This window comes from Bordetella genomosp. 7, assembly GCF_002261265.1.
GTDB lineage: Bacteria > Pseudomonadota > Gammaproteobacteria > Burkholderiales > Burkholderiaceae_B > Bordetella_A.
In genome coordinates this window covers 610,628-636,441 of sequence record NZ_NEVK01000004.1, presented here as the reverse complement: position 1 = coordinate 636,441, position 25,814 = coordinate 610,628, and the positions used below count along the sequence as shown (strand labels likewise).

The window sequence follows — 25,814 nt, the reverse complement described above, 5'->3', positions numbered from 1 at the left end:
GGAGCCTTTCCCTCATGACCACCCGCCCGATTTACCTTGATTATTCCGCCACCACGCCGGTCGATCCGCGCGTGGTCGAAAAAATGGTGCCCTGGTTGTACGACAATTTCGGCAACCCGGCTTCGCGCAGCCACGCGTTTGGCTGGGAAGCCGAGGAAGCGGTCGAAAATGCGCGCCGTGAAGTGGCATTGCTGGTCAACGCCGACCCCCGCGAAATCATCTGGACATCCGGCGCCACCGAGTCCGACAACCTGGCCATCAAGGGCGCCGCCAACTTCTATTCCGAGCGCGGCAAGCACATCGTCACCGTCAAGACCGAGCACAAAGCAGTGCTGGATACCTGTCGCGAGCTCGAGCGGCAGGGCTTCGAGGTGACGTATCTCGACGTGCGCGACGATGGCCTGATCGACCTGGATGTATTCAAGTCGGCGTTGCGGCCGGACACCGTGCTGGTTTCGGTGATGATGGTCAATAACGAAATCGGCGTGATCCAGGACATTGAAACCCTGGGCGAGATCTGCCGCGAAAAGGGCATCGTGTTTCACGTCGACGCGGCCCAGGCTACCGGCAAGGTGGCCATCGATCTGCAAAAGCTGAAAGTCGACCTGATGTCGTTTTCGGCGCACAAGACGTACGGCCCCAAGGGTATCGGGGCGCTGTATGTGCGCCGCAAGCCCCGGGTGCGCATCGAAGCGCAGATGCACGGGGGCGGGCATGAGCGCGGCTTCCGTTCGGGCACGCTGGCCACGCACCAGATTGTCGGCATGGGCGAGGCTTTCCGGCTGGCCCGCGAAGAAATGGGCACCGAGAACGAGCGTGTCCGCATGCTGCGCGACCGCCTGTGGTCGGGTCTGTCCCAGATCGAGGAAACCTACCTGAACGGCGATTTCGAGCAGCGTGTTCCGCACAACCTGAACGTCAGCTTCAACTACGTCGAGGGCGAATCGCTGATCATGGCCATCAAGGAACTGGCGGTGTCCAGCGGCTCGGCGTGCACGTCGGCGAGTCTGGAGCCGTCGTACGTGCTGCGGGCGCTGGGGCGCAACGATGAACTGGCGCACAGTTCGATCCGTTTCACGCTGGGACGCTTCACGACCGAGCAGGATATCGACTTCACGATTGAACTGATCAAGAGCCGCGTGGGCAAGTTGCGCGACATGTCGCCGCTTTGGGAAATGGCCCAGGCCGGCATAGACCTGAACACCGTACAGTGGGCTGCTCACTGAGCCTGCACGCGACCGACACAGGAGAATCACCATGGCATACAGCGCCAAAGTACTGGATCACTACGAAAACCCCCGCAACGTGGGCTCGTTCGACAAGGGCGACGAGTCCGTGGGCACCGGCATGGTCGGCGCGCCCGCCTGTGGCGACGTCATGAAGCTGCAGATCAAGGTCAGCGAGTCGGGCGTCATCGAAGACGCGCGCTTCAAGACCTACGGCTGCGGGTCTGCCATCGCCTCGAGCTCGCTGGTTACCGAATGGGTCAAGGGCAAGACCCTGGACGAAGCCCTGTCCATCCGCAACACCCAGATCGCCGAGGAGCTGGCGTTGCCGCCCGTGAAGATCCACTGTTCGATCCTTGCCGAAGACGCCATCAAGGCTGCAGTGCACGACTACAAGGCCAAGCACGAGGCCCCCGTGGATTCGGTAGCGGCTGCCACGACGAACTGATATGCCCATTACCCTGACCCAACAGGCGGCCTCGCATATCGGGCGCTACTTGCAGAAGCGCGGCAAGGGCGTAGGGTTGCGGCTGGGCGTGCGTACCACGGGGTGCTCGGGCATGGCCTACAAGCTCGAGTACGTGGATGAGCCCTCTCCCGAAGACTTGGTGTTCGAGAACTTCGGGGTGAAGGTGTTCATCGACCCCAAGAGTTTCGCCTACCTGGACGGGACCGAGCTCGACTACGCCCGCGAGGGCTTGAACGAAGGGTTCAAGTTCCGTAACCCCAACGAAAAGGCGACCTGCGGCTGCGGCGAGTCGTTCACGGTGTAGCCTTTGGCGGCAGACGATCACTTCAGCCTGTTCGGCCTGCCCGCGCAGTTCGACATCGATACGCAGGCGCTCGAGCAAGCCTGGCGACGCGTGGCGGCGCAAGTGCACCCCGACCGCTACGCAACGGCCAGCCCAGCCGAGCGGCGGGTGGCCATGCAATGGGCGGCTCGCGCCAACGAAGCCTACAGGCAGTTGCGCGATCCGTTGCTGCGAGCCCGCTATCTGTGCGAGCAGGCGGGCATAGACCTGCAGACCGAAAGCAATACCGCGATGGATCCCGCGTTTCTGATGCAGCAGCTGCAGTGGCGCGAGATGCTGGACGACGCGCGTACCGATGCGGCCGTGCACGCCGCGCTGCAAGCCGAATTGAACGACGCGCGCCAACAGATGCACGCCACGCTCGCCATGCTGCTGGACGAACGCCGCGACTACGCCGCCGCCGGCACGAAGGTGCGCGAGTGGATGTTCGTCGACAAACTGACGCGTGAACTCGCGGCCAGCCGGCCGCCCGGCTGACGGCGGCCCCCAAGGGCCCGCGCCAAGCCGCTATTCCGCTTACCGACCTGAAGCTTAATCATGGCCTTATTGCAGATTTCCGAGCCTGGCGAATCGCCCGCCCCGCACCAGCGCAAGCTTGCGGTGGGTATCGACCTGGGCACGACCCATTCCCTGGTGGCCGCGGTGCGTAGCGGCACGCCCGAAGTCCTGAACGATGCCGACGGGCAGCCTTTGCTGCCGTCGGCCGTACGCTATTTTCCGGATGGCAGGGTGGCCATCGGCCGCGAGGCCCTGGCAGGCCAGAGCTCCGACCCGTTCAATACGGTGGTTTCCGTCAAGCGGTTCATGGGGCGCTCGATCGACGAAGCGCAGGCCAGCGGCGCACCTTATGAATTCGTGGACGCCCCCGGAATGGTACGGCTGCATACGGTGCAGGGCGATCTCAGCCCCGTGGAAATCTCTGCCCAGATCCTGGCCGTGCTGCGCCAGCGTGCCGAAGACGTGCTGGGCGATGACCTGGTCGGGGCAGTTATTACCGTGCCAGCGTATTTCGACGATGCACAGCGCCAGGCTACCCGCGACGCGGCCCGTCTCGCGGGCCTGAACGTATTGCGCCTGCTCAACGAGCCGACCGCCGCAGCCATCGCGTACGGGCTCGACCAGGCGGCCGAGGGCACCTACGCGGTGTACGACCTTGGCGGCGGCACTTTCGATATTTCCATACTGCGCCTGACCAAGGGTGTATTCGAGGTGGTGTCCACGGGCGGCGACACCGCGCTGGGCGGCGACGATTTCGACTGGGCCATCAGTGAGTTTGCTCGCGAGTCGCTGGGCGAAGCGCCATTTGCGCCAGCCGACCGGCGCAACGTGCTGGTTGCCGCACGCCAGGCGCGCGAAGCGCTTTCGCAGGCCGAGCAGGCGCCGCTGCGCGTTGCGTTGCAGGATGGCCGCGAGGTCGACCTGACGCTCACGCGCGCGCAATTCGAGGAACTGGCCCGGCCGCTGGTGCAGCGGACGCTGGACCGCGCACGCTCGGCCCTGCACGACGCCGGCCTGTCTGTGTCGGAGGTCAAGGGTGTGGTGATGGTGGGCGGAGCCACCCGCATGCCGGTGGTGCGCCGGGCAGTGGCCGAATTGTTCGGTACCGAGCCGCTCGTCGACCTCGATCCGGACCAAGTGGTGGCGCTGGGGGCGGCGTTGCAGGCCAACCTGCTGGCCGGCAATCGCATGCCGGGCGAAGATTGGCTGCTGCTCGACGTCATTCCGCTGTCGCTGGGGCTGGAAACCATGGGCGGCCTGGTTGAGCGCATCATCCCGCGCAACAGCACCATCCCCGTTGCGCGCGCGCAGGAATTCACCACGTTCAAGGACGGCCAGGGAGCCATGAGCGTGCATGTGGTGCAGGGCGAGCGCGAGCTCGTGTCCGATTGCCGGTCGCTGGCGCGATTCGAGTTGCGCGGTATTCCACCCATGGTGGCGGGCGCCGCCCGCATCCGGGTCACATTCCAGGTCGATGCCGACGGTTTGCTGAGTGTGACGGCCCGTGAACAGAGCACCGGCGTCGAAGCCGCCGTGGCGGTCAAGCCATCGTATGGCTTGTCGGACGACGAGATTACGCGCATGTTGGCCGACAGCGTGGCGCAGGCCGACAGCGACGCCCAGGCGCGCATGCTGCGCGAGCAGCAAGTGGAGGCCCGGCGCCTGGTCGAATCCGTACAGGCCGCGCTGGCCGCAGACGCCGACCTGCTGGACGCCGAGGAACGCGCCCTGGTGGATGCCCGCCTGCAGGCGGCGATCGCCGCGCGGGAATCCGAGGATGTCGACACGGTGCGCAACGCCGTGCAGGCGCTTTCGGACGCTACCGAGGATTTCGCCGCGCGCCGCATGGACCGCGGAATTCGTGCCGCCCTGGCTGGCCGTAAACTGGACGAAATCGCCTGATATAACTACCGTATGCCCAAACTTACCGTACTGCCTCACCCGGACGTCTGCCCAGAAGGGGCGGTGATCGAAAACGCCCCCCAGGGCACGTCCATTTGCCGCGTGCTGCTCGATAACCATATCGAAATCGAGCATGCCTGTGAGCTGTCGTGCGCATGCACGACGTGCCATGTCATCGTGCGCGAAGGTTTCGGGTCGCTCGAGGATGCCACGGACGACGAAGAAGATTTGCTGGACAAGGCCTGGGGACTGAGCCCGACTTCGCGCTTGTCGTGCCAGGCGCGGATTGCCCAGGCCGACCTGACGATCGAAATTCCCAAGTACACCATCAACCACGCCAAAGAGGAACACTGATGAAGTGGGTTGATACTTACGAGATCGCCGCCGCGCTGGCGGATGCGCACCCCGACGTGGACCCTGCCACGGTACGATTCACGCAACTGCGCGAGTGGGTAATTGCGCTGCCCGGGTTCGACGACGACGCGGCGCGCAGCGGCGAGAAAATCCTGGAAGCGATACAGATGGCCTGGATCGACGAAGCTGCCTGACTGCGCGTCGATCCGGCCACACCGTTGCGGCGTCTTTCGTAATCCCTCATTGATCCGAGTGCCATGACTGCCTTGCGTTTCGGCCTAGCTGCCAACCGCCTGCATCACGAAACGCCCGATGCGGCCTTGTTCGACTGGCTGCGCGCCAGTTCTGCGGGCATACGCAATCTGGGGATGCAGCTGCACACGGTGGGGCGCACGCACGACGCCATTCTGCGTGAAGGCATGTTGCAGGGTTATAGCGGCCTGATCCGCTATCCGTATGGACGCGAGGGCGGGCTGATGAAGCTGGTGGCCCGGGTGACCGAAGGGCGCGATGGCGACGCGCCTTTCGACGGCGCGATCTACCTGATCGATCCGGTCGACCCCTCGTCCATTTTTCCGGAGGCCCTGGCGCTCAAGCGGCAGTGCATCACGCATGGCCGGCCGTTCATCTCGACGCTGGCGGGCGCTATCGAATGGATCGAAGTGGAGTCCGTCCTGGCACAGCTTCCGCCCGACCCGGCCGTGTCGCGCTATTTCGATTTCGGGTCGCAGACCATCGCCCTGATTGCGCACGACGCGCTCAAGGACGAAATGATGGCTTTCGCGGCCGAACACTTCGACTTGTTGTCGCAGTTTGCCGGACGCGTGGCCACCGGCACGACCGGCGGCCGCCTGAACGAACTGGCATGGTCGCGCGGCTGGCCCGCCGACAAACCCTGGGTGCATCGTTACCTGAGCGGCCCGCTGGGCGGCGATGCCCAGATTGCCGAACTGGTGCTGGAGCACCGCTGCCAACGGGTGGCTTTCTTTGAAGATCCGCACGTGGCACGGCAACACGAGGCCGACATCCAGTTGCTCGAGCGCGCGGTGCGCGTGGCTACCCGCCATGCCACTTGCGTGACCTCGCCCAGCGTGGCCAGGCGCTGGGCGCAGGCCGTGACCATACGCCAGCAGAAAGCCCGACGCTGAGGGCACAGGCCCGCATGCGCCACCAGGGCGGCATGGCGCCGCCCGCTAGCGGCGCTTGAACAACACGATGACGCCGCACGCCAGCGACAGCGCCAGCAGCACGCCGGCGATACGCAGCAGGCCGGTGCCGCCCAGCACGTCGCCGGCCCCCGTAACGGTGTCGGAAATGCCGCCCAGCCAGAGCAGCGCGCAGAACAAAGACAATATGAACAGCACCACGCCCGCGGTGGCCAGCAAGGTCAGCGCCAGCCGGTTGGCGGGGGCACGGGCGGCAGTGGCGCGGCGCCTGGGCAGGACCAGGTACAACACCCCCAGGATGACGGCCGCGATGATCAGCAACTTGATGAGCAAGGCGGCCTCCCGGGTCAGTCTTCGCGCCGCAGGTGCGGGAACAGGATGACGTCGCGGATGCTGGGGCTGTTGGTCAGCAGCATGACCAGCCGGTCGATGCCGATGCCGCACCCGCCGGTGGGCGGCATGCCGTATTCAAGGGCACGGATGTAGTCGGCGTCGAAGTACATGGCTTCTTCGTCGCCCGCGTCCTTGGCCTCGACCTGGGCATGAAAGCGTGCGGCCTGGTCTTCCGGGTCGTTGAGTTCGGAAAACCCGTTGGCGATTTCACGGCCCGTCATGAAAAGCTCGAAGCGCTCGGTAATGCCCGCCCGCGTATCCGAAGCGCGGGCCAGCGGCGAGACTTCGACCGGATAGTCGATGATGTAGGTGGGGTTCCACAGCTGCGCTTCGGCGGTTTCTTCGAACAGCGCGAGCTGCAGCGCCCCCAGGCCGGCGCGAGCCAGCACCGGGCCATTGATGTCGGTGCCGAATTTCTTCAGCTCTGCGCGCAGGAAGGCGGCGTCGTCGAGCTGGGCCTGCGTATACCCCGGCGCATACTTGAGTATGGCTTCGCAGATCGTAAGGCGATCGAACGGCCGGGAAAGATCGAGTTCGCGGTCCTGGTATCGCAGCACTGCGCTGCCGGTGGCCGCAACGGCGGCCTGGCGCAAGATCTGCTCGGTGAAGTCCATCAGCCAGCGGTAATCCGCATAGGCCGCGTAGAACTCCATCATGGTGAACTCGGGGTTGTGCCGGGGGCTGACGCCTTCGTTGCGGAAGTTGCGGTTGATCTCGAACACGCGCTCGAATCCGCCGACGATCAGGCGCTTCAGGTAGAGCTCGGGCGCAATGCGCAGGAACATTTCCATGTCGAGCGCATTATGGTGCGTGACAAACGGCTTGGCCGCCGCGCCGCCGGGAATGGGGTGCAGCATGGGCGTCTCGACTTCGAGGAAGCCGGCGTCGAGCATGACCTGGCGGATGGCGCCCACGGCCTTGCTGCGGATCTCGAACGTGCGGCGCGTGTCCTCGGTCATGATGAGGTCGACGTACCGCTGGCGATAGCGCAGTTCCTGGTCGGCCACGCCGTGGAACTTGTCGGGCAGCGGCCGCAACGACTTCGCCAGCAGCCGGGCCGTGGCGGCGTGCACGGACAGTTCACCCTTGTTCGTCTTGAAAACCGACCCTTCGATCGCGATGATGTCGCCGATGTCCCATTGCTTGAAAGCCGCGTAGGCCTCTTCGCCCAGTGTGCCGCGGTCAAGGTAGATCTGGATGCGGCCGCTGCCGTCTTGTACGGTGGCGAAACTGGCCTTGCCCATGACGCGCTTGAGCATCATGCGGCCGGCCACCTTCACCTGCTTGTCGGCGCTGGCCAGGGCTTCCTGGTCTTGCTCGCCATATTGGCGATGCAGGTCGGCGGCATGTGCGTCGGGCACGAAATCGTTGGGGTACGCGACGCCGGCTTCACGCAGCTTGGCCAGCTTGGCGCGCCGCTCGGCGATCAAGCGGTTTTCATCCTGGGCAGCCGGGGCGGGCGAGTGGTCGGTCATGGTGGATCAGTTGTAATTGCGGATGTCGTCGATTTCGGTCGCACCGAAATCATCGCGGTCTAGGTAGGCGAGGATGCGGTCGGCCACGGCCGACGGCGATGCAAGCTGGCCGGTGGCGTGGAGTTCCTGGAAACGGGGCAGGGCCGGGAAGCTGGAGGGATCGCTGGCGCGTATGGCCTGCTGCATGTCGGTGTCGACCACGCCCGGGGCCAGGGCGACGGCACGTACGCCGCTGGCGCCTTGTTCCTGGTTCAGCACACGGGTGTACATGTCGAGCGCGGCCTTGGTGGCGCAGTAGACGCCCCAGCCCGCATTGGGATTGCGGCCGGCGCCCGAAGAGATATTGAGAATGCGGCGCTGCGCCTGCAGGCCTTGCACCGCCGACACGAAATGCGCTGAAAGCAGCATGACGGCGGTGACATTCAAGTTGAAGGCGCCGGCGATGGCGGCGCCTTCGGTAAGCGAGGCAGTGCTGGCCACGGGTTGCACCGTGCCGGCATTGTTGATGAGCAGATAACGCTTGGCGTCGCGGGGCAGCGCCGACGCGATGCGGGTGGCGGCCGCGGCCGCTGCCTGCAGGTCGGACAGGTCGACCTGGATCTGCTCCAGTTCGGCGCCCTGCGCCTGGGCGTGGGCAGCCAGATCCGGATCGGCGCGGCGCGCCAGCGTAATCAGGCGCGTGCCGGGCCGGGCCAGGCCGCGGGCCAGCGCCGCGCCTATGCCGCGGGAGGCGCCGGTCAGGATTGCGATCGTATCGGTCATGCGCTTGCCTCTTGAGGGGTTCACGATAGAAAGCGGCGCGCAAGCGCGCCGCCGTGGATCACACGCCTTGCTTCAGGCTGGCCTGGATGAAGGCATCGAGGTCGCCATCGAGGACTTTCTGGGTGTTGGAGATTTCGACGTTGGTGCGCAGGTCTTTGATGCGGCTCTGGTCGAGCACGTAGGAACGGATCTGGTGCCCCCAGCCTACGTCGGTCTTGGAGTCTTCGAGCTTTTGCTGTTCGGCCATGCGGTTGCGCATCTCGAGCTCGTAGAGTTTCGACTTGAGCATCTGCATGGCTTCGGCGCGGTTGCGGTGCTGCGAGCGGTCGTTCTGGCACTGCACAACGATGCCGGTGGGGATGTGGGTCAGCCGCACCGCCGAGTCGGTCTTGTTGATGTGCTGCCCGCCCGCCCCGCTGGCGCGGTAGGTGTCTGTGCGCAGGTCGGCCGGATTGACCTCGACCTCGAACGAGTCGTCGACTTCGGGATAAACAAAGACGCTGGCAAAAGACGTGTGCCGTCCGCCGGAGGAGTCGAACGGGCTCTTGCGCACCAGCCGATGCACGCCGGTTTCGGTGCGCAGGTAGCCGAACGCGTATTCGCCTTCGATCTTGATGGTGGCCGATTTCAGGCCGGCGACTTCGCCTTCGGATTCTTCGAGCACCTCGGCCTTGAAGCCCTTGCGTTCCGCGTACTTGAGATACTGGCGCAGCAGCATCGACGCCCAGTCCTGCGCTTCGGTGCCGCCCGCGCCTGCCTGGATGTCCATGAAGCAGTTCAGCGGATCGGCCGGATTGGCGAACATCCGCCGGAATTCCAGGTCTTCGAGCTGTTCCTGGAATGTGTCGGCATCGCGCTCGATGGACGATAGGGTGGCGTCGTCGTCGTCGGAGGCAGCCAGTTCGAACAGTTCGAGCGAATCGGCGATACCCGCACGCAGGTGCGTCAGGGTTTCAACGACGGTTTCGAGGGATTTTTTTTCGCGGCCCAGGTCCTGGGCGTGCTTGGGATCGTTCCAGACCGCCGGGTCTTCCAGTTCGGCGTTGACGACGTGCAGGCGTTCGGCCTTCAGGTCGTAGTCAAAGATACCTCCGTAGCGCCTGCTCGCGCTCTGCGTAGTCTGCGAGGCGGGCGGCTAGCTGGTTCTGGCGTTCGGCTTCCATGATGTGTCCTGGCTTGATTCCGGTGCGAAACCAAGCATTTTAGCGTGGATTATTCGGCGTGTTCGACGACGAGCTGGGCCGATACGATGCCGTTCCAGACGTTGGGTTCCAGCCGGTAGGCCACGCGCACGTGTCCGGGCAGCGGCTGGTCGTGTCCAAACCAGATGGCGTCGAACCGCTGATGGCCGCGCTCCAGCGACAGCTTCAGGTGCTTTTCGCCCACCAGCCGCTGATTGCGCACGGCGAATTCGTCCAGGAACAGGGGCGGCGCGAAACCCGCCCCCCATACCTGCTGCTGCAGCAGCGTGGCCACCTCGGCGTTGGCATAGCCGGACTCGAGCGATCCGTCGGTTTCCAGCAGCGGCTCGAACGAGTGGCGTCCGGTAAGTTCGCGCACGGCCGCGTCGAATGCGGGCGCGAAGGCGGGGAAGTCGTCCCGGCCCAGCGTCAGGCCGGCCGCCATGGCGTGGCCGCCGAATTTCCGGATAAGCCCCGGGTGGCGCTTGGAGACGAGATCGAGCGCATCGCGCAGGTGCACATCGGGGATGGAGCGCCCCGATCCGCGGATTTCTGTATCGCCGGCCGGGGCAAACGCCAGGGTAGGGCGCCAGAATTTTTCTTTCAGGCGCGACGCCACCAGCCCGACCACACCCTGGTGCCAGCCCGGGTCGAAGACGCATACCGTGGCGCCGCCCGTGTCGCCGGCCGCGTCCATGGCGGCCAGCGCCTGGTCGCGCATTTCGGCCTCGATGCCGCGCCGCTCGCGGTTGATCTGGTCGAGCTGGCGCGCCATGTCGAGCGCCTGGTCTTCATCGTCGGTGGTCAGGCAGGCGATGCCCAGGCTCATGTCGGCCAGGCGGCCCGCCGCATTGATGCGCGGACCCAGGGCGAAGCCCAGGTCAAAGCCGCTGGCGTTGCGCGGCTCGCGCGCGGCCACTGCGAACAGGGCGCGCACGCCGGGCTGCATGCGGCCGCTGCGCATGCGCTGCAGCCCCTGCGTGACCAGCAGGCGATTGTTGGCGTCGAGCTTGACTACGTCGGCCACGGTGCCCAGGGCCACCAGATCGGCCAGGGCATCCAGGCGCGGGCCTGCGTCCGGCGCATAGACGCCGCGCCGACGCAGCTCGGCTCGCAGGGCCAGCATGAGATAGAAGATCACGCCCACGCCGGCCAGGTTTTTGGAGGGGAAGCCGCAGCCCGGCTGATTCGGATTGACGATCGCCAGGGCGTCGGGCAACGTGTCGCCGGGCAGGTGATGGTCCGTGACTAGTACGCCTATTCCTGCCGCATTGGCCGCCGCTACGCCATCGACGCTGGCGATGCCGTTATCCACGGTGATGATCATGTCCGGCTTGCCGTTGCGATGATTGCAGGCCAGCTCGACGACGGCCGGCGACAAGCCGTAGCCGGTCTCGAAGCGGTTGGGCACCAGGAAATCCACGTCTGCCCCGAAGGCCCGCAATGCGCGCAGGCCCACGGCGCATGCCGTCGCACCGTCGCAATCGTAGTCGGCCACGATCAACAGCCGCTTGCGCTGCGCGATCGCATCAGCCAGGATGGCCGCGGCAGTCGCGACGTGGGTCAGGGTTGCCGGCGGCAGCAGCGCGGGCCAGGCCAGGCGTGTCTGATCGGGATGCGTGACGCCGCGTGCAGCCCACAGGCGCGCCAGCAGCGGGTGTATGCCTGCGGCCTGCAGGGTGCGGCAGGCGTCGAAATCGGCGGGGCGGATTGTCAGACGGGGCGAGACCACCAGCTATTCCAGTTTTTGTTCGGGGCAGGCAGCCAGCCCAGCAGGCGGCTGCGGGGTTTGAGGGTCAGATGGGCGCGGCGGTCGGCGCCCAGCAATAGAAGCTGCATGGGTTCGAGGGGACGCCGTGCCGCATCGGCCAGCGGCCGCAGCCGCAGCCGGTCGATGTCGGCAAGCGCCTGCAGCCATGCGGACCAATCGGCGGCACGATGCGGAGCGTCCAGCTCATCGGCCACCATCGCCGGCGGGGCGTCGGCGGCTTTCCAGGCGGTGCCGCCGCCGTATAGCCACAAGGCATTGACGGGCGGCGCGCCGCGCGCCTGGCGGGCTTCATTGGCCGGATGCCCGTGCCATGCCATCTGTATTTCGTTCAGCAACCGGCGCCACGGACGCATGGCCGGGTCCTGGCTCCACCAGTCGCGCAGCGGCTGGCCTGCGACGGCGGCCGGACTGGCCGTGGCGGGCGCCAGGCCTGCGGGCAAGCCGAGGCGCCAGCGTTGCGGCGCCAGCGGTTGAACGGCGAACCCCGCGGCGTCGAGGCTGGGCCGCGCGGCCTGCAGCAGGGCATCGCTCTCGTCCGCGCGCACGTCCATTTGCGCCGGATCGAGCAGCACGGCCTGGTCGGCGCCCAATGCCAGGTGCGACAGCTCGGCCAGCCACACCGGCTCGCCGTCCGGGGCATGGCCTGGGGCCAGCAATGGTCCCAGCCCGCTGCCCAGCGGCAGGCCTTGGGCAGGCCGGTAGCCTGCCTGCTCCAGCTGCCAGCCTTCGTAAGGCGTGCAACCGTGCGTGCGCACATCGAACCGTTCCACCCGTGCGGTTGCGGCCTGCAGCCAGGCGTGCAGCACGGGGGCTTGCTGCGGCAGCAGGCGGGCCAATTCGGCGGCAACCGGCGGGGGCGGCAGTGCGCCCGGGATGGCTATGAACATGGCGCAGATTGTAGTCGCAGCGCGCGGCTGCTGGCTGTCGTGGCAGTTAATGCCATAATGCGCGGGTGCTGAAAATACCTTATGAACTCTGGATCGGCGCCCGCTATGCGGGCATGGCCCGCATCCGCCAGCGACGCGGGCGCCGCGACCGCTTTATTTCTTTCATTGCCGCCACTTCCATGGCGGGCATCGCGCTGGGCGTCGCCGCCTTGATCGTGGTGCTGTCGGTGATGAACGGGTTCCAGAAAGAAGTACGCGACCGCATGTTGTCGGTCTTGCCGCACATCGAGCTCTACATTCCGGGCGCCGTGCCCGAGCGGGTGCTGGAGCAATGGCGGCAGTTTGCCGACGCGGCCGAACGCAACAGCGAGGTCAGGGGTGCGGCGCCTTTCGTGGCCGCACAAGCCATGCTGGCGCGGGGCCAGGCGCTGCAGGGGGTGCAGGTGCGCGGCATCGACCCCGGCACCGAGGCCCAGGTTTCCGATGTGCCCGGCCAGATGAGCACCGGCCGGCTTTCCGACCTGCAGCCGGGCAGTTTCGGCGTGGTGCTGGGCAGCGACCTGGCCAATGCCCTGGGCGTGCAGGTGGGCGATACGTTGCTGGTGCTGGCCCCGCAAGGCTCGATCAGCCCGGCGGGCTTTACGCCCCGGATGCGGCAGTTCACGGTAGTGGGCACCTTTCACTCGGGGCATTACGAATACGATTCCAGCCTGGCGTTCGTCAATGCACAGGATGCGGCGCGGGTGTTCCGCGACAGCGGCACGGCGGGAGTGCGGCTGCGGATCCAGGACATGCAAAGGGCGCCGCAGGTGGCGGCCGAGCTCGGCAAGGTGCTGCCGCCCTATGTCATGGCCAGCGACTGGTCGCGCAACAACCGTACGTGGTTCGCGGCGGTGCAGACAGAAAAACGCATGATGTTCCTGATTCTTGCCCTGATCGTGGCCGTGGCGGCTTTCAACCTGCTGTCGTCGCTGGTAATGGCCGTGAAGGACAAACAGTCGGATATCGCGATCCTGCGCACGCTGGGCGCTGGCCCGGGCGAGGTGGCGCGCATCTTTCTGGTGCAGGGCGCATTGATAGGCGTGGTCGGCACCGTGGTCGGCGTGCTTGGCGGCATGCTCATCGCCTATAACGTGCACGTCATCGTGCCCTTCATCGAAGGGTTGCTGGGCATACATTTCCTGCCTCGCGAGATCTACTTCATCAGCCAGCTGCCTTCCGATCCGCGCTCGGGCGACATCATCTCCATAGGCGTGACTTCGCTGGTGCTTTCGCTTCTGGCCACGCTGTACCCGAGCTGGCGCGCTTCGCGCCTGCAACCCGCCCAGGTGCTGCGCCATGACTGACGCCGTTTCTATGTCCGCTCCCGACACGCCGGCCCTGGAAGCCCGCAACCTGGTAAAGACCTACGACGAGGGGCCGGCGCGCATCCAGGTGCTGGATAACGTCAGCCTGACCGTGCAACGCGGCGAGATGGTTGCCATCATAGGCGCGTCGGGCTCGGGCAAGAGCACGCTGCTGCACATCCTGGGTCTGCTCGATGTGCCCACCTCGGGGCAGGTCACCGTAGACGGGGTGGCGGGCAACGGGCTGTCAGAGTCGCAAAAGAGCGCACTGCGCAACCGCAGCCTGGGGTTCGTGTACCAGTTCCACCACCTGCTGCCCGAGTTCTCAGCGCTTGACAACGTTGCCATGCCGCTCATTGTCAGGCGCGAACCGCGCGACAAGGCGCGCATCGCCGCGCGCGAGGTGCTGGAGCTGGTGGGCCTTGCAGCGCGCGAAGGGCATTTTCCCGGCCAGTTGTCTGGCGGTGAAAGGCAGCGCGTTGCCCTGGCGCGTGCGCTGGTCACCCGGCCGGCATGCGTGCTGGCCGACGAGCCCACAGGCAATCTGGACCGCGGCACGGCGCACAAGATGTTCGAATTGCTGACCCGCGTAAACCGGGAATCCGGCACAGCGTTTGCTATCGTCACGCATGATGCCGAACTGGCCAGGCTGGCCGACCGCCAGTTGCTGATGGAAAGCGGGCAACTGGTGTCGGGATAGCACTGCCATGGGTCGCGGCCGCGGGCCGCGAAGCGCAAGCCGTACCGAATCGCTATGTTGATCGACACGCACTGCCACCTGGATGCCGAGGAATTCGACGCCGACCGCCACGACGTAGCGCGGCAGGCGCATGCGGCCGGCGTGAGGCATATCGTCATCCCCGCGGTCGAGCGCGCCAACTTTTGCGTCGTGCGCGATCTTGCCCGACGGATCGAAGGCGGAACATACGCGCTGGGCATACATCCATTGTTCGTCCAACGCGCCCGGCAAGAGGACCTGGATGCCTTGCGCGAGGCCGTGGTGTCGGCACTGGACGACCCGCACTTCGTCGCCATCGGCGAGATCGGCCTGGATTTCTTCGTGCCGGAGATCGCCTCGGGTCAGGCGCGGGATAAGCAGGAGCGCTTCTACGACGCTCAATTGGCCATGGCCGCGGAATTCGACCTGCCCGTGCTGCTGCATGTGCGTCGTTCGCAAGATATCGTATTGAAGTATCTGCGGCGTCGCATCGGCGTGCGCAGCGGCATTGCCCATGCATTCAACGGCAGCGCCCAGCAGGCCCAGGGGTTTGTCGAACGCGGCTTTGCCCTGGGGCTGGGGGGCGCCATGACATATGCGCGCGCGTTGCAGATACGCCGCCATGCCACCGACATCGGCCTCGAGCACCTGGTGTTGGAAACCGACGCTCCGGATATTCCTCCCGCCTGGCTGCACCGGCCAAACCGGCGCAACGACCCCGCGCAACTGCCGCGAATTGCCCAAGTGCTGGCGGAGCTGCGCGGCATCGAACTCCACGAGATCGCGCGGGCGACCACGGCCAACGCACGCCGCGTGCTGCCTCGCCTGCCGGCCTGAATTTGCTTGCTGGTTCCATCGTGCGTTGATGAAACGCAACGCCTTGTTGCGCCATATGGCTGTCGCAGATTGACATAATTCTGAGAATCAATATCATTTGCGCAGCTTAAATAAAGCTGAATGCAAATGATCCATGCGTGCGGGGCAGGCTGACGCCCGCGGCGCTTTTTTCGATTTCAGATTCCGGAGATTATGTCGTGACTGCTTCTATGTCCGCGCCGCCCGAGGTGCCGCTATCGCAACCCTGGCGTGCCGCGCGATACCCTGCCTTGGTGGCCGCACTTGCTGCCGCCTGGTCTGCTTGCGCGCAGCAGGGTTTGGCCGAGGACACCATGGGCATCGCCCAGATGGACACCGTTGTGGTGACGGCGGCCGGGTTCGAGCAGGAAATCAAGAACGCGCCGGCTTCGATTTCGGTAGTGACGCGCGAGCAGCTGGAGGCGCGGCCGTTTCATAACCTGGCCGATGCGGTCGCCGATATCGAAGGTGTGTCGGTCGAGCGGGGCGGCAAGGCCGGCGGCATGAACATCAGTATTCGCGGCATGCCGAGCGACTACACGCTGATCCTGGTGGACGGCAAACGCGTCAACCGCAACAGCAGCGGGTCGCGCCCCAACGGTTTTGGCGATGTCGACACCAATTTCATCCCTCCCATGGCAGCGATCGACCGCATCGAAGTGGTGCGGGGGCCGATGTCCACCCTGTACGGCTCCGACGCGATGGGCGGCGTGATCAACATCATTACGCGCAAGGTGGCCGAGGACTGGATGGGCCAGGTTACGGTAGATGGCACCGTGCAAGGCGACAATCGGTTCGGCAACAGCTATGGCTCGGCGTTCTACCTGAGCGGGCCCATCAAGTCGGACATGCTGGGCTTGTCCCTGCGTGGCGGCTACCAGCGCCGCCTGGCGGCAACCGGCCAATACCCTGCCAATCTGGCCGAATACAACAGCGGCGACTATACGGGCGACGTCGGCAGTTTCAGCGGCCTGGGCGAAAGCAAGTTGACGAACGTGGGCATGCAGCTGGCGTTGACCCCCACTCGCGACCACGACATCCTGTTCGATGTGGACCAGAGCTGGCAGCAGTACGATAACTCCAACAGCCAGGTGGGTACGCTCAACAGTGAGGTCGAGCCGGGCCGCGCCGGCGGCGGCTATGCGCCCGAGTTGAAGTTCAACCGCACGCGCTACGCGCTTACTCACCTTGGCCGGTATGCGTCGGTTACGTCGGACACGAGCCTGGTGTACGACACTACCGAGACCAAAGGGCGCACCAACCCCATGAGTTCGCCGCGGCAGCCGGCCGATGGTACGTCTCGCAAGCTGGAATACGACAACTGGGTGTTCGACACGAAGTGGACCATGCCGCTGTTCAACGATCGCCACAACCTGACGGTAGGCGGTCAGTGGCGCGAGCAGAAGTTCGTCGACTCGCTGGCGTCGGCGCCGCTGGACCTGACGCAGTGGCAATGGGCGTTGTTCGCCGAAGATGAATGGCGCATCGTGGACGACCTGGCCCTGACCCTGGGCGCGCGCTACGACCGCAACCAGCAGTTCGGCGGAGAATGGAGCCCGCGGGGCTACCTGGTGTGGAACGCCACGCCGTCATGGACGTTCAAGGGCGGCGTCAGCCGCGGTTACAAGACGCCCGACATCAATCTCATGACCGACGGCATCATCGGCCTGGGCGGGCAGGGCACCATCCCCTTGCTGGGCAATTCGGAACTCACTCCCGAGCGCAGCACGTCATCCGAACTCGGCGTGCTGTTCGACGACCAGGAAGGCCTGCGCGGCAACCTGACGTTCTTCCATACGAAGTTCAAGGACAAGATCGATACCGAAGATGTGCCCAACTGCCGCGCGCCCGGCAACAACGTTCCGGGCTGCCTGGACCTGGGAGACTGGCGTCGGCGCGGCGTGCCGGTGGACACATTCTCGCGGCGCGTCAACATCGATTCGGCCACCATACGCGGCCTGGAAATCGGCGGTACGGTGCCGCTCTACGAAGGCCTGTCGTTCAATGGCAACTACACCTACACCGCCAGCGAGCAGACGTCGGGCGCTTCCGAGGGCCAGCCGCTGGGCTCGCAGCCGCGCCACGCCTTGAACCTGGGGTTGAACTGGAGCATCAACGAGCGCGCCAACACGTGGATTCGCGGCGAATACCGCGCCAAGCAGTTCCAGGGCGTGGACTGGAACGAAAAACAGGTGTTCTATAAACCGTACTGGCTGACCAGCGTGGGCGGATCGTATGTCGTGAACAAGAACGTCACCGTGTCGGCCGCCGTGTTCAACCTGTTCGACAAGAATTTCGTCGACTACGGGCCGCCTCGCACGGGCACCAGCGCGCCTGTGGCCGACGCGAGCTGGAGCAACTCGTATCGCCAGGTGCTGGAAGGCCGCCGCCTTTGGGTGTCTGCCAACATCACGTTCTAGGCAAGGTGCCGGCGCGGCCTGACGGCCGCCAGGGACTTTTCCATTCACTGCACGCCCCCGATGCCCCGGCCACGGCCTACGCTGTGCGCTTTGGGGGAACAGCATCGTCGGGCGTCTTTTCCTGTTGGCCATACTGGCGGGCGTATCGGCCGTCCAGCTGCTGCCAGAGTTGCCTGCCGCGAACCGGTGGGGGTTGTGGGCGGTGTCGTGGCTGCCGTCGGCCGTCGTGGCGTCGAGTCGGCGGCGCCACCGGCTGGCCGGCCAGTGCGCTGCGGCCTGGTTCGGCTTCGGGTTGGGCGCAGTATGGGCCGCCTGGCATGCCCACGCCAGGCTCGATGACGCGCTGGCGCCCGCGCATCATGATGTGGTCACGCGGCTTGCCGTGCGCGTGACTGACCTTGCCCAGGGTGATGCCGGGCAATGGCGCTTTACGGGCGAGCCGGCCGAGGGCGCCCCTGCCGGCGTACCGGCGCGCATCGCGGTGTCGTGGCGGGCGTCCCAAGGCATGCGGCTGCCCGAACCCTTGCCCGGCCAGGTATGGCGCATGGCGCTGGTGCTGCGCCACCCGCACGGCACGCGCAACCCGCATGGCAATGATGCCGAAGGGCGCTTTTTTGCATCGGGCATAGGCGCGATGGCAACCGTGCGCGGCATGCCCGTGTTGCTGCGCGATCAGCCGTGGGCCAGCGCAGGCGTCGTGATAGAACGCATGCGACACCATGTGCGTGCCGCCATGCGCGAGGCCATCGGGCAGCGGCGCTACGCGCCGGTGCTAGTGGCGTTGGCCATGGGAGACCAGGCTGGAGTGCTACGCGACGATTGGCGGATATTCAATCGCACGGGCATCACGCACCTGGTATCGATCAGCGGCATGCATGTGACCCTGATCGCCGGGCTTGGAGGGTACCTCGCCATGTTCGCCTGGCGCCGGGCGCGCTGGCGTCACATCGGCCTGCCGGAGCGGGTGCCCGCCCAGATGGTCGGCGCTGCGGTCGCGCTGGGCACTGCGCTGTTGTACTGCCTGCTGGCGGGATGGGGCGTGCCGGCGCGCCGCACGTTCTTCATGCTGGCGGTGGTGGCGGTGGCGGCCATGATGCGGCTGCCCCTGTCCGGCATGCGCGTGCTGGCGCTGGCAGCGGCGGCCGTGGTGTTGTTTGATCCGTGGGCGGTGCTGGCGCCGGGTTTCTGGCTCTCGTTCGGCGCGGTGGCGATTCTGCTGCGCGCCGCCGACACGCCGGCGCCTGCCGCCCGGAGCGGCTGGACTGTGCGCCTGGGCCGCCTGGTGCAGGAATTCAGCCGCATCCAGATGGCCATTACGCTGGGTTTGGTGCCATTGCTGGCTTACCTGGTGCACCAGGTGTCGCTCGCCTCGCCCGTGGTCAATGCATACGCTATTCCCATCGTCAGTTTTCTGGTGACGCCGCTGGCCTTGCTGTGCGCTGCGTTCGCGGCCGTGCCGGGGCTGCAGTTCGTCGGGCAGGCCTGCGGCATTGTCGGGCATGCGATTTTCGAAGCGATGATGTGGCCCACGCTATGGGCCGCAGCATCGCCGTGGGCCGTGATGGACGTCGCGGCGGCGCCGTGGCCATGGGTGGCGCTCGCCGCGGTGGGCGTGGCCTGGGCGCTGCAGCCATCGGGCTGGCCGGCGCGCGGCGCGGGTTGGCTGCTGTTGCTGCCCATGCTCTGCTGGCGGCCGGAGCGGCCTGCCGCCGGTCACTGGACCCTTACCGCGCTGGATGTGGGGCAGGGCAGCGCCATCGTGCTCGAAACGGCCACGCAGGCATGGCTGATCGACACCGGCCCGCGCCATGGCGATGCGGCCGATGCCGGCGAACGCTATATCGTGCCGTTCCTGCGGGCGAGGGGTTATCGGCGCCTGGACGGGCTGGTGGTCTCCCACGCCGACCTGGACCATGCCGGCGGCCTGGCCAGCGTGCTGGCATCGATGCCCGTTTCCCAGGCGCATGCATCGTTCGACATGCGCGCGAAAGTGACGGCGGACACCACCCCTGCCGGTGCTGCGATGCCGCGCCTGCCGCAGTCCATGCGGCGCTGTGCGGCGGGGCAGGCATGGCATGTCGATGGCGTGGCGTTCCGTTTCCTGCATCCGCCCGAGGGCGCAGGCGGCGAGGGCAACGCGTACAGTTGCGTACTGCTGGTGCAAGGACGCTCGCACGCCGTGCTGCTGCCGGGCGACATCGGCGCCGCCCAGGAGCGCGGCGTGGCACGGCAGCTTCCTCGCACGGACGTAGTGTTGGCGCCGCACCACGGCTCGGCCACGTCCTCCAGCGCCCCACTGGTCGGCGCCGCGCAGGCCACCCACGTGATCGCCCAGGCCGGACGCCTGAACCGCTTCCGGCACCCGTCGCCCCGGGTGCAGGCACGCTGGGAGGCCGCCGGCGCGCGGTTCTGGCGCACAGACGTGCACGGCGCCGTTACCGTCATCTCGGCTCCGGGCGATCTGGAAGTGCGAGCACATGCGCTGGCCTCGCGGCGCTATTGGCACCGGGAGGCTCGCCACTGATGCTGCTATAAGATGTAGCTCTTGTTCGTCCAGGCGGAGCACTACATGCAGGCACCCCGATTCGATTTCGTCACATGCGCCAGCGCTGCAGGATTGCATCGCATGGCCTATACCGAATGGGGCGATCCCGACAACGACCGGATACTGCTCTGCGTGCATGGCCTGACCCGCACCGGGCGCGATTTCGATACCTTGGCGCGACGGCTTGCCGGCCAGTACCGTGTGGTGTGCCCGGATGTCGTGGGACGAGGACGGTCTGATTGGCTGAGCAATCCTGCGCTGTATACCGTGCCGCAGTACGTGTCCGACATGGTGACGCTGATCGCCCGGCTGCGACCCGCTACGCTGGCTTGGGTGGGCACCTCGATGGGCGGACTGATCGGACTGGGGCTGGCGGGCGCCGCGGCATACGCCCGCATGGCGCGTGCCTCGCAGCCCAATGGTGGCGACTGGCCCGAAGGCCGCGACATCCGGTTCGAGCGTATGGTGCTCAATGACGTCGGCCCGCGGCTCGAACTGGCGGCGCTGGCGCGCATTGGGCAGTATGTCGGGCAGCCAGGGCGTTTCGACTCGTTTGACCAGGCGGTGCGGGCGGTGCGCGAGGTATCGGCCACCTTCGGGCCGCACACCGATGAGCAATGGGAGGATCTGGCCAGGCACGTGTACGTGCAGCGCGACGGCAAGTGGGTCAAACACTACGACCTGAACCTGGCACTGCCGCTTGCGGCGCAGACGGCGGACGCCTACGCCACCGGCGAGCAGGTCCTATGGCACGCGTACGATTCGCTGGACTGCCCGGTGTTGGTCGTGCGCGGCGCGCAGTCGGATCTGCTGACGGCCGAAACCGCGGCCGAGATGCTGGCGCGCAACCCGCGAGCAAGGCTGGTAGAAGTGCCCGACGTGGGGCATGCGCCTACGCTCCTGGACGACGCACAGGTCGATCCGGTGGCGAAATTTTTGCTTGCTCATCCGGCAGCCTGAAACGGACTGCGCGCGCCCTGCGGCCGTACAATGAACTCATGCCTACCGCTCTCAACGTCGATCTGCATTGCCATTCCACCGTGTCCGACGGCGTGTTGCCGCCGGCCCAGGTGGCTGCGCGCGCATGCGCCAATGGGGTCGATGTGTGGGCGCTGACCGATCACGACGAGGTCGGCGGCTTGGCCGAGGCGGGCGCCGCGGCAGCGGGCTTCGGTATGCGATTTGTCACCGGCGTCGAAATATCGGTGACGTGGGCAGCGCAAACGGTTCACATTGTCGGCCTGGGCTTCGATGCGGCCAACCAGGCCCTGGTGCACGGGCTGCGAGCCACGCGTGCGGGCCGCGCCGAGCGTGCGCGCCGCATGGGACAGCGCCTGGCCGAATTGGGTATTCCCGGCACGTATGAAGGCGCCTTGCCCTTTGCGGGCAACCCCGAACTGGTCAGCCGCACGCACTTTGCAAGGTACATGGTGCAGGCGGGCCATTGCCCCGATGTGCAGACCGTATTCAACAAATATCTGGGCGACGATTGCCCGGGGTACGTGCCCATGCAATGGGCAAAGCTCGCCGACGCGGTGACATGGATCCGCCAGGCCGGTGGCCGCGCCGTCATCGCGCATCCGGGCCGCTACAAATATACGCCCACCCAGTTTGATGCCCTTTTTGAAGAGTTTCTGCAGTGCGGAGGCGAGGGCATCGAAGTCACCACGGGCAGCCATACGGTCGAAGAAGCAAGGCATTATGCGCAGGTGGCGCGGCGCTACGGCTTCCTGGCCTCGCGCGGCTCGGATTTCCACAGCCCGCGTGAAAGCCGGGTCGACCTGGGTGCGCTTGCGCCGTTGCCTGCAGACCTAAAACCCGTATGGCACGACTGGTTCTGAAGTTTCCATGAACAAGGCTTTTGTCAAGGAATCCGATCGCGACGACGACGATGAGCTGCCCGACGCGCAGGTCCTGCCGGCCGGCACGCGCAACTACATGACGCCTGCGGGCTATGCCAGGCTGCGCGACGAGTTGGCGCACCTGATGAATGTCGAGCGGCCGGCCGTTGTGCAGGTCGTGTCGTGGGCCGCGTCAAATGGCGACCGCTCCGAGAACGGCGACTATCTCTACGGCAAGAAGCGGCTGCGCGAAATCGATCGGCGGATGCGGTTCCTGACCAAGCGGCTCGACGTGGCCGAGGTGGTCGACCCCTCGGCGCAGCCCAACCGCGACCAGGTGTTCTTCGGCGCCACGGTCACCTACATGGACAAGGCGGGCGAGACACACGCCGTCACCATCGTCGGCGTCGACGAGGCCGAACCGCTCACGGGCAAGATCAGCTGGATATCGCCCGTGGCGCGTGCGCTGATCAAGGCCCGCGAGGGCGACACCGTGGTGCTGCGCACACCGGGCGGCGTCGAAGAGCTCGAGATCCTCGAAGTCAATTATCCCGACCCGGCCTGAACGGGCCGGAACACACTTGCGCGGCCGCGGGTGTCCGGCCTCGTCGGCCCCAGGCGCCGCCGCGCAAAAAAACACGGACGCCCGATGGCGTCCGTGCTGGAGGCGGGTTCTGTGCCCGGCCTTCCGGTGGCGGCAATGCCGCCGTTCTCCCCTGTGGGCTGCTGCTTATTTCGTGCGGGCCGCGATCGACTTCTCGGCCAGGTCGACCAGTTCCTGGCCGATGCGCGACTTCCATTTGTCGTATACGGGCTTGGTTGCCTTCACGAACGCCGCGTGCTGTTCCTGCGTCAGCGAAGTAACCGTCACGCCATGCCCTTCGATTTCCTTGAGCAGCGATGGGTCTTGCGGCGTGACACCCTTGCGCGCGATGGCGATCTGGCGCTTGCCGGCTTCCAGCGCTGCTTCACGCACGATCTTGCGGTCGGCCTCGGACCACGATTCCCAGACCTCGCGGTTGACCACGAACACCAACGGGTCGGCCACATAGTTCCATAAGGTCAGGTACTTCTGCGCAACATCGTACAGCTTGGCGCCGGTGTAGATGGACAGCGGGTTTTCCTGGCCGTCCACCGCGCCGCTGGCCAGCGCCGGCTGCGCGTCTGCCCAGCTCATTTGCGTAGGGTTGGCTCCCAGGGCCGTAAAAGTATCGATGTACAGCGGCGACCCCACTACGCGCAGCTTCAGGCCCTTGAGGTCTTCAGGCTTGGACACGGGGTGGCGCGAATTGCTCAGCTGGCGGTAGCCGTTTTCGCCCCAGGCCAGCGGCACCACGCCCGCTTTCTCGATAACCTTGAAGAGCTCCTGGCCGACTTCGCCCTGCACCAGTGCGTCGATGGCGGCATAGTCGGGCATCAGGAAGGGCAGCGAGAACAGGTTCAGTTGCCTGACCTGGGGCGACCAGTTGATGGTAGAGCCCACGGCCATGTCGATCACGCCCTGGCGTATTGCGGTGAATTCGCGTGTCTGGTCGCCCTGCACGAGCGAGGTGCCGGGATACACCTTGATGTTGATGCGGCCGTCGGTGCGCTCGCGTACCAGGTCCGACCAGATGGTGGCGCCCTGGCCCCACGGGAACGTGGTGCCGACCACGATGGACAGCTTGTACTCCGATTTGTAATTCTGTGCGTGCGCCGCCGGCACGGCCAGCGTGATGGCCGCGCACAAGGCGGCGCCGATCATGTTGCGTAATTTCATCGTGTTCTCCTCGCTATATGACGTTGTGGATTTATCAGGCCGCCTTGCTTCAGTATCCTAGGTAATGCGGCAGCCAGAGAGCCAGCTGCGGAAAGGCCAGCACGGCTATCAGTACCAGGAACATAGCGCCCAGCAACCATAGCACCCAGGGAATCGTCGACTCCATCGGCACGCGCGCGATGCGGCACGACACCATCAGGTTGACGGCCAATGGCGGCGTGAACTGGCCCAGCGCCACCTTCAAGGTCAGGATCACGCCGAACCACACCGGGTCCCAACCGTAGGCGTCGGCGATCGGCATGAGCAGCGGCACGAAGATCAGGAATATCGAGATCCCGTCCAGGAACATGCCCATGATCATCAGCAACAGGACCAGCAGCGCCAGCACGCCCCATTCGCCCAGGCCGGAGTTGACGATGGCATGTGTAACAGGGTCGATGATGCTGAGCGTGGACAGGGCCCACGCAAAAATGCCGGCCAGCGCCACCACCAGCATGATGACCGCCGACAGCTCGGCCGCCTCTCGCAAGATGATGAACAGGTCGCGCACTTTGATGCTGCGGTGAATGCACATGCCCACGAACAGGCCATAGAACACCGCGACCACGGCGGCTTCGGTGGGCGTGAACCAGCCCATGCGCATACCGCCCAATATCAGTACCGGGGCGGCCAGCCCCCAGCTGGCCTCGCGCAGGCTGGCCCAGAACGGGGGGCGGGGCAGGTGGGCTTCCAGCCCGCCGAACTTGTTTCTGCGAGCCAGCCAGACCGTGGGCACGATCAGGGCGATGCCGGCGAGCAGGCCGGGCACCATCCCGGCCGCGAACAGCGCGGGCACCGAGGCGCCGGGCACCAGCACCGAATAGATAATGAAGGCAATCGACGGCGGGATCAGGATGTCTGTGGCCGCCCCGGCGGCCACCACCGATGCCGAGAACGAACCCGGATAGCCGGCGCGTGACATCGCGGCGATCATGACCGCGCCCACGGCGGCTGCACAAGCCGGCCCCGAGCCCGAAATGCCGCCCAGGAACATGGCAACGGCAATTGCCACCAGCGGCAACATGCCCGGCCCGCGCCCCACGATGGCAATCGCCAGGTCGACCAGCCGTCGCGCGACCCCCGACCGGTCGAAGATCGAACCGACCAGCACGAACATGGGGATGGCCAGCAGGGGATACTTGGCCAGGCCGGCGTAGAAATTCTGCGGCACCGCGAGCAGGCCGAACCATGCCACGTCCTGGTTCGACATCACGATCGCCAGCGTGCCTGCCACACCCAGCGCCACGCCTACCGGCACGCCGATGATCATCAGCGCCGCGAACACGACGAAGAGCAGGGTGGCGATCATCGCCGCTCGCTCCAGAGCCGGCGCAGTGTGCCGAGGGTGCGCAGTGCAACCACTGCCGCCAGCACGGGCAGCCATATGGAATACCACCACGTAGGCACACCTATGGCCGGCGAAGTCTCTTCATAGATGTACTCGTCGTACACCAGCCGCGTCGACAGCACGGTAAGCAGGACGAAGAACAGCAGCACCACCACGTTGGAAACCAACGCCAGGCGGCGCTGGCGGGCCGGCGAGCCGGCGTCGGCTACCGCTTCGATCCGGATATGGTGGTTGCGCACGAATGCGGCGCTGCCGCCCGCCATGGTCAGCACAATCAGCAGGAATACCGAAATTTCTTCCGTCCAGGCAAATGACTGGTCGGTAAAGTAGCGCACCAGCACGTTGCCGAACGTAATGAGCGCAAGCACCGCCAGCACGCTCACTGCCAGCCAGTCTTCCAGGGCCAGGGGGACTTTTACGGCAGGATCGCGTTCGTCGGGGATGATGGGCTCGACCGGTTCGGCCGGTTCGGTGTGGACATCATGGCGGGGCATTGGCAACAGCGGCAAGGCGGGC

General features: G+C 65.9%; 25 protein-coding genes. 16 read left to right on the top strand and 9 right to left on the bottom strand.

What is annotated here, in order from left to right:
• Positions 1-14 precede the first annotated feature (14 nt).
• The 8 genes from CAL19_RS10145 to CAL19_RS10110 all read left to right on the top strand — a co-directional run bounded on the left by CAL19_RS10145 (position 15) and on the right by CAL19_RS10110 (position 5,940).
• On the top strand, positions 15-1,226 hold the full coding sequence (locus CAL19_RS10145; RefSeq protein WP_026638123.1) for an IscS subfamily cysteine desulfurase: 1,212 nt from the start codon (positions 15-17) through the stop codon (positions 1,224-1,226).
• Between the two features lie 31 nt (positions 1,227-1,257).
• The gene (gene iscU / locus CAL19_RS10140) at positions 1,258-1,674 is read left to right on the top strand and encodes a Fe-S cluster assembly scaffold IscU (RefSeq protein ID WP_026638122.1); all 417 of its coding nucleotides are present in this window, start codon (positions 1,258-1,260) and stop codon (positions 1,672-1,674) included.
• A 1-nt stretch (position 1,675) separates the two neighbouring features.
• Entirely contained in the window at positions 1,676-1,999 is a 324-nt protein-coding gene (gene iscA, locus CAL19_RS10135; protein WP_026638121.1) for an iron-sulfur cluster assembly protein IscA, read from the top strand.
• Between the two features lie 3 nt (positions 2,000-2,002).
• The gene (gene hscB, locus CAL19_RS10130) at positions 2,003-2,515 is read left to right on the top strand and encodes a Fe-S protein assembly co-chaperone HscB (protein ID WP_094796694.1); all 513 of its coding nucleotides are present in this window, start codon (positions 2,003-2,005) and stop codon (positions 2,513-2,515) included.
• Positions 2,516-2,575: 60 nt separating this feature from the next.
• Positions 2,576-4,438, top strand: coding sequence for a Fe-S protein assembly chaperone HscA (hscA, locus tag CAL19_RS10125; RefSeq protein ID WP_094796693.1), 1,863 nt, complete (start codon positions 2,576-2,578; stop codon positions 4,436-4,438).
• Between the two features lie 12 nt (positions 4,439-4,450).
• Positions 4,451-4,792: an ISC system 2Fe-2S type ferredoxin gene (gene fdx, locus CAL19_RS10120; protein WP_026638118.1), complete on the top strand. Its 342-nt coding sequence runs from the start codon at positions 4,451-4,453 to the stop codon at positions 4,790-4,792.
• Positions 4,792-4,986 (top strand): Fe-S cluster assembly protein IscX, encoded by a 195-nt coding sequence (iscX, locus tag CAL19_RS10115; protein ID WP_026638117.1) that lies wholly within the window; start codon positions 4,792-4,794, stop codon positions 4,984-4,986. Before fdx ends, iscX begins: the two co-directional genes overlap by 1 nt.
• 63 nt (positions 4,987-5,049) lie before the next feature.
• Positions 5,050-5,940, top strand: coding sequence for a methylglyoxal synthase (locus CAL19_RS10110; protein WP_094796692.1), 891 nt, complete (start codon positions 5,050-5,052; stop codon positions 5,938-5,940).
• A gap of 45 nt (positions 5,941-5,985) precedes the next feature.
• Here CAL19_RS10110 and CAL19_RS10105 read toward each other — a convergent pair whose 3' ends face one another.
• From CAL19_RS10105 to CAL19_RS10080, 6 genes are all read right to left on the bottom strand, one after another.
• Positions 5,986-6,291, bottom strand: coding sequence for a hypothetical protein (locus CAL19_RS10105; protein ID WP_026638115.1), 306 nt, complete (start codon positions 6,289-6,291; stop codon positions 5,986-5,988).
• Positions 6,292-6,305: 14 nt separating this feature from the next.
• On the bottom strand, positions 6,306-7,826 hold the full coding sequence (lysS, locus tag CAL19_RS10100) for a lysine--tRNA ligase (protein ID WP_094796691.1): 1,521 nt from the start codon (positions 7,824-7,826) through the stop codon (positions 6,306-6,308).
• A gap of 6 nt (positions 7,827-7,832) precedes the next feature.
• Positions 7,833-8,588 (bottom strand): SDR family oxidoreductase, encoded by a 756-nt coding sequence (locus CAL19_RS10095; protein WP_026638113.1) that lies wholly within the window; start codon positions 8,586-8,588, stop codon positions 7,833-7,835.
• 58 nt (positions 8,589-8,646) lie between these two features.
• Positions 8,647-9,751, bottom strand: a protein-coding gene (gene prfB / locus CAL19_RS10090; protein WP_141214372.1) for a peptide chain release factor 2 whose coding sequence is annotated in 2 segments (ribosomal slippage) — positions 8,647-9,669 and positions 9,671-9,751 — 1,104 coding nt in all. Because the reading frame shifts where the segments join, the coding sequence is not laid out codon by codon here.
• Between the two features lie 49 nt (positions 9,752-9,800).
• Entirely contained in the window at positions 9,801-11,501 is a 1,701-nt protein-coding gene (gene recJ / locus CAL19_RS10085; RefSeq protein ID WP_026638111.1) for a single-stranded-DNA-specific exonuclease RecJ, read from the bottom strand.
• A complete protein-coding gene (locus tag CAL19_RS10080; protein ID WP_094796690.1) occupies positions 11,483-12,427 on the bottom strand; it encodes a hypothetical protein in 945 nt (314 codons plus the stop codon). Before CAL19_RS10080 ends, recJ begins: the two co-directional genes overlap by 19 nt.
• Positions 12,428-12,540: 113 nt before the next feature.
• On the opposite strand from CAL19_RS10080, the gene CAL19_RS10075 reads away from it, so the two are divergent.
• From CAL19_RS10075 to greB, 8 genes are all read left to right on the top strand, one after another.
• Entirely contained in the window at positions 12,541-13,773 is a 1,233-nt protein-coding gene (locus tag CAL19_RS10075; RefSeq protein ID WP_051423600.1) for a lipoprotein-releasing ABC transporter permease subunit, read from the top strand.
• Positions 13,766-14,473, top strand: coding sequence for an ABC transporter ATP-binding protein (locus CAL19_RS10070; RefSeq protein ID WP_038851866.1), 708 nt, complete (start codon positions 13,766-13,768; stop codon positions 14,471-14,473). The genes CAL19_RS10075 and CAL19_RS10070 overlap by 8 nt, the downstream gene beginning before the upstream one ends.
• Positions 14,474-14,527: 54 nt before the next feature.
• Entirely contained in the window at positions 14,528-15,328 is an 801-nt protein-coding gene (locus CAL19_RS10065; RefSeq protein WP_026638107.1) for a TatD family hydrolase, read from the top strand.
• A gap of 197 nt (positions 15,329-15,525) precedes the next feature.
• Positions 15,526-17,766, top strand: coding sequence for a TonB-dependent receptor domain-containing protein (locus CAL19_RS10060; protein WP_231494511.1), 2,241 nt, complete (start codon positions 15,526-15,528; stop codon positions 17,764-17,766).
• A gap of 124 nt (positions 17,767-17,890) precedes the next feature.
• Positions 17,891-20,290 carry a DNA internalization-related competence protein ComEC/Rec2 gene (locus CAL19_RS10055; protein ID WP_094796689.1) on the top strand — a complete coding sequence of 800 codons (2,400 nt, stop codon included), beginning with the start codon at positions 17,891-17,893 and terminating at the stop codon, positions 20,288-20,290.
• A 45-nt stretch (positions 20,291-20,335) separates the two neighbouring features.
• Positions 20,336-21,271, top strand: coding sequence for an alpha/beta fold hydrolase (locus tag CAL19_RS10050; protein ID WP_051423599.1), 936 nt, complete (start codon positions 20,336-20,338; stop codon positions 21,269-21,271).
• Between the two features lie 38 nt (positions 21,272-21,309).
• Complete coding sequence (locus tag CAL19_RS10045) at positions 21,310-22,152, top strand: 3',5'-nucleoside bisphosphate phosphatase (RefSeq protein WP_026638104.1); 843 nt, start codon at positions 21,310-21,312, stop codon at positions 22,150-22,152.
• 7 nt (positions 22,153-22,159) lie between these two features.
• Entirely contained in the window at positions 22,160-22,717 is a 558-nt protein-coding gene (gene greB, locus CAL19_RS10040) for a transcription elongation factor GreB (protein ID WP_026638103.1), read from the top strand.
• 165 nt (positions 22,718-22,882) lie between these two features.
• Here the strand turns inward: greB and CAL19_RS10035 are convergent, their stop codons facing one another.
• From CAL19_RS10035 to CAL19_RS10025, 3 genes are read right to left on the bottom strand one after another with little or no spacing between them, the layout of a single operon-like run.
• On the bottom strand, positions 22,883-23,911 hold the full coding sequence (locus tag CAL19_RS10035; RefSeq protein ID WP_026638102.1) for a DctP family TRAP transporter solute-binding subunit: 1,029 nt from the start codon (positions 23,909-23,911) through the stop codon (positions 22,883-22,885).
• A gap of 49 nt (positions 23,912-23,960) precedes the next feature.
• The gene (locus tag CAL19_RS10030) at positions 23,961-25,259 is read right to left on the bottom strand and encodes a TRAP transporter large permease (protein ID WP_026638101.1); all 1,299 of its coding nucleotides are present in this window, start codon (positions 25,257-25,259) and stop codon (positions 23,961-23,963) included.
• The gene (locus tag CAL19_RS10025; protein WP_038851865.1) at positions 25,256-25,792 is read right to left on the bottom strand and encodes a TRAP transporter small permease; all 537 of its coding nucleotides are present in this window, start codon (positions 25,790-25,792) and stop codon (positions 25,256-25,258) included. The genes CAL19_RS10030 and CAL19_RS10025 overlap by 4 nt, the downstream gene beginning before the upstream one ends.
• Positions 25,793-25,814: the final 22 nt, after the last annotated feature.

Coding starts and splice junctions, on each gene's coding strand:
- CAL19_RS10065 (WP_026638107.1), top strand. CDS start 14,528: ATGTTGATCGACACGCACTGCCACCTGGATGCCGAGGAATTCGACGCC.
- CAL19_RS10145 (WP_026638123.1), top strand. CDS start 15: ATGACCACCCGCCCGATTTACCTTGATTATTCCGCCACCACGCCGGTC.
- lysS (WP_094796691.1), bottom strand. CDS start 7,826: ATGACCGACCACTCGCCCGCCCCGGCTGCCCAGGATGAAAACCGCTTG.
- CAL19_RS10050 (WP_051423599.1), top strand. CDS start 20,336: ATGCAGGCACCCCGATTCGATTTCGTCACATGCGCCAGCGCTGCAGGA.
- CAL19_RS10045 (WP_026638104.1), top strand. CDS start 21,310: ATGCCTACCGCTCTCAACGTCGATCTGCATTGCCATTCCACCGTGTCC.
- CAL19_RS10025 (WP_038851865.1), bottom strand. CDS start 25,792: ATGCCCCGCCATGATGTCCACACCGAACCGGCCGAACCGGTCGAGCCC.
- CAL19_RS10080 (WP_094796690.1), bottom strand. CDS start 12,427: ATGTTCATAGCCATCCCGGGCGCACTGCCGCCCCCGCCGGTTGCCGCC.
- iscU (WP_026638122.1), top strand. CDS start 1,258: ATGGCATACAGCGCCAAAGTACTGGATCACTACGAAAACCCCCGCAAC.
- CAL19_RS10030 (WP_026638101.1), bottom strand. CDS start 25,259: ATGATCGCCACCCTGCTCTTCGTCGTGTTCGCGGCGCTGATGATCATC.
- iscA (WP_026638121.1), top strand. CDS start 1,676: ATGCCCATTACCCTGACCCAACAGGCGGCCTCGCATATCGGGCGCTAC.
- CAL19_RS10070 (WP_038851866.1), top strand. CDS start 13,766: ATGACTGACGCCGTTTCTATGTCCGCTCCCGACACGCCGGCCCTGGAA.
- CAL19_RS10035 (WP_026638102.1), bottom strand. CDS start 23,911: ATGAAATTACGCAACATGATCGGCGCCGCCTTGTGCGCGGCCATCACG.
- fdx (WP_026638118.1), top strand. CDS start 4,451: ATGCCCAAACTTACCGTACTGCCTCACCCGGACGTCTGCCCAGAAGGG.
- hscA (WP_094796693.1), top strand. CDS start 2,576: ATGGCCTTATTGCAGATTTCCGAGCCTGGCGAATCGCCCGCCCCGCAC.
- CAL19_RS10110 (WP_094796692.1), top strand. CDS start 5,050: ATGACTGCCTTGCGTTTCGGCCTAGCTGCCAACCGCCTGCATCACGAA.
- iscX (WP_026638117.1), top strand. CDS start 4,792: ATGAAGTGGGTTGATACTTACGAGATCGCCGCCGCGCTGGCGGATGCG.
- CAL19_RS10075 (WP_051423600.1), top strand. CDS start 12,541: ATGGCCCGCATCCGCCAGCGACGCGGGCGCCGCGACCGCTTTATTTCT.
- greB (WP_026638103.1), top strand. CDS start 22,160: ATGAACAAGGCTTTTGTCAAGGAATCCGATCGCGACGACGACGATGAG.
- CAL19_RS10095 (WP_026638113.1), bottom strand. CDS start 8,588: ATGACCGATACGATCGCAATCCTGACCGGCGCCTCCCGCGGCATAGGC.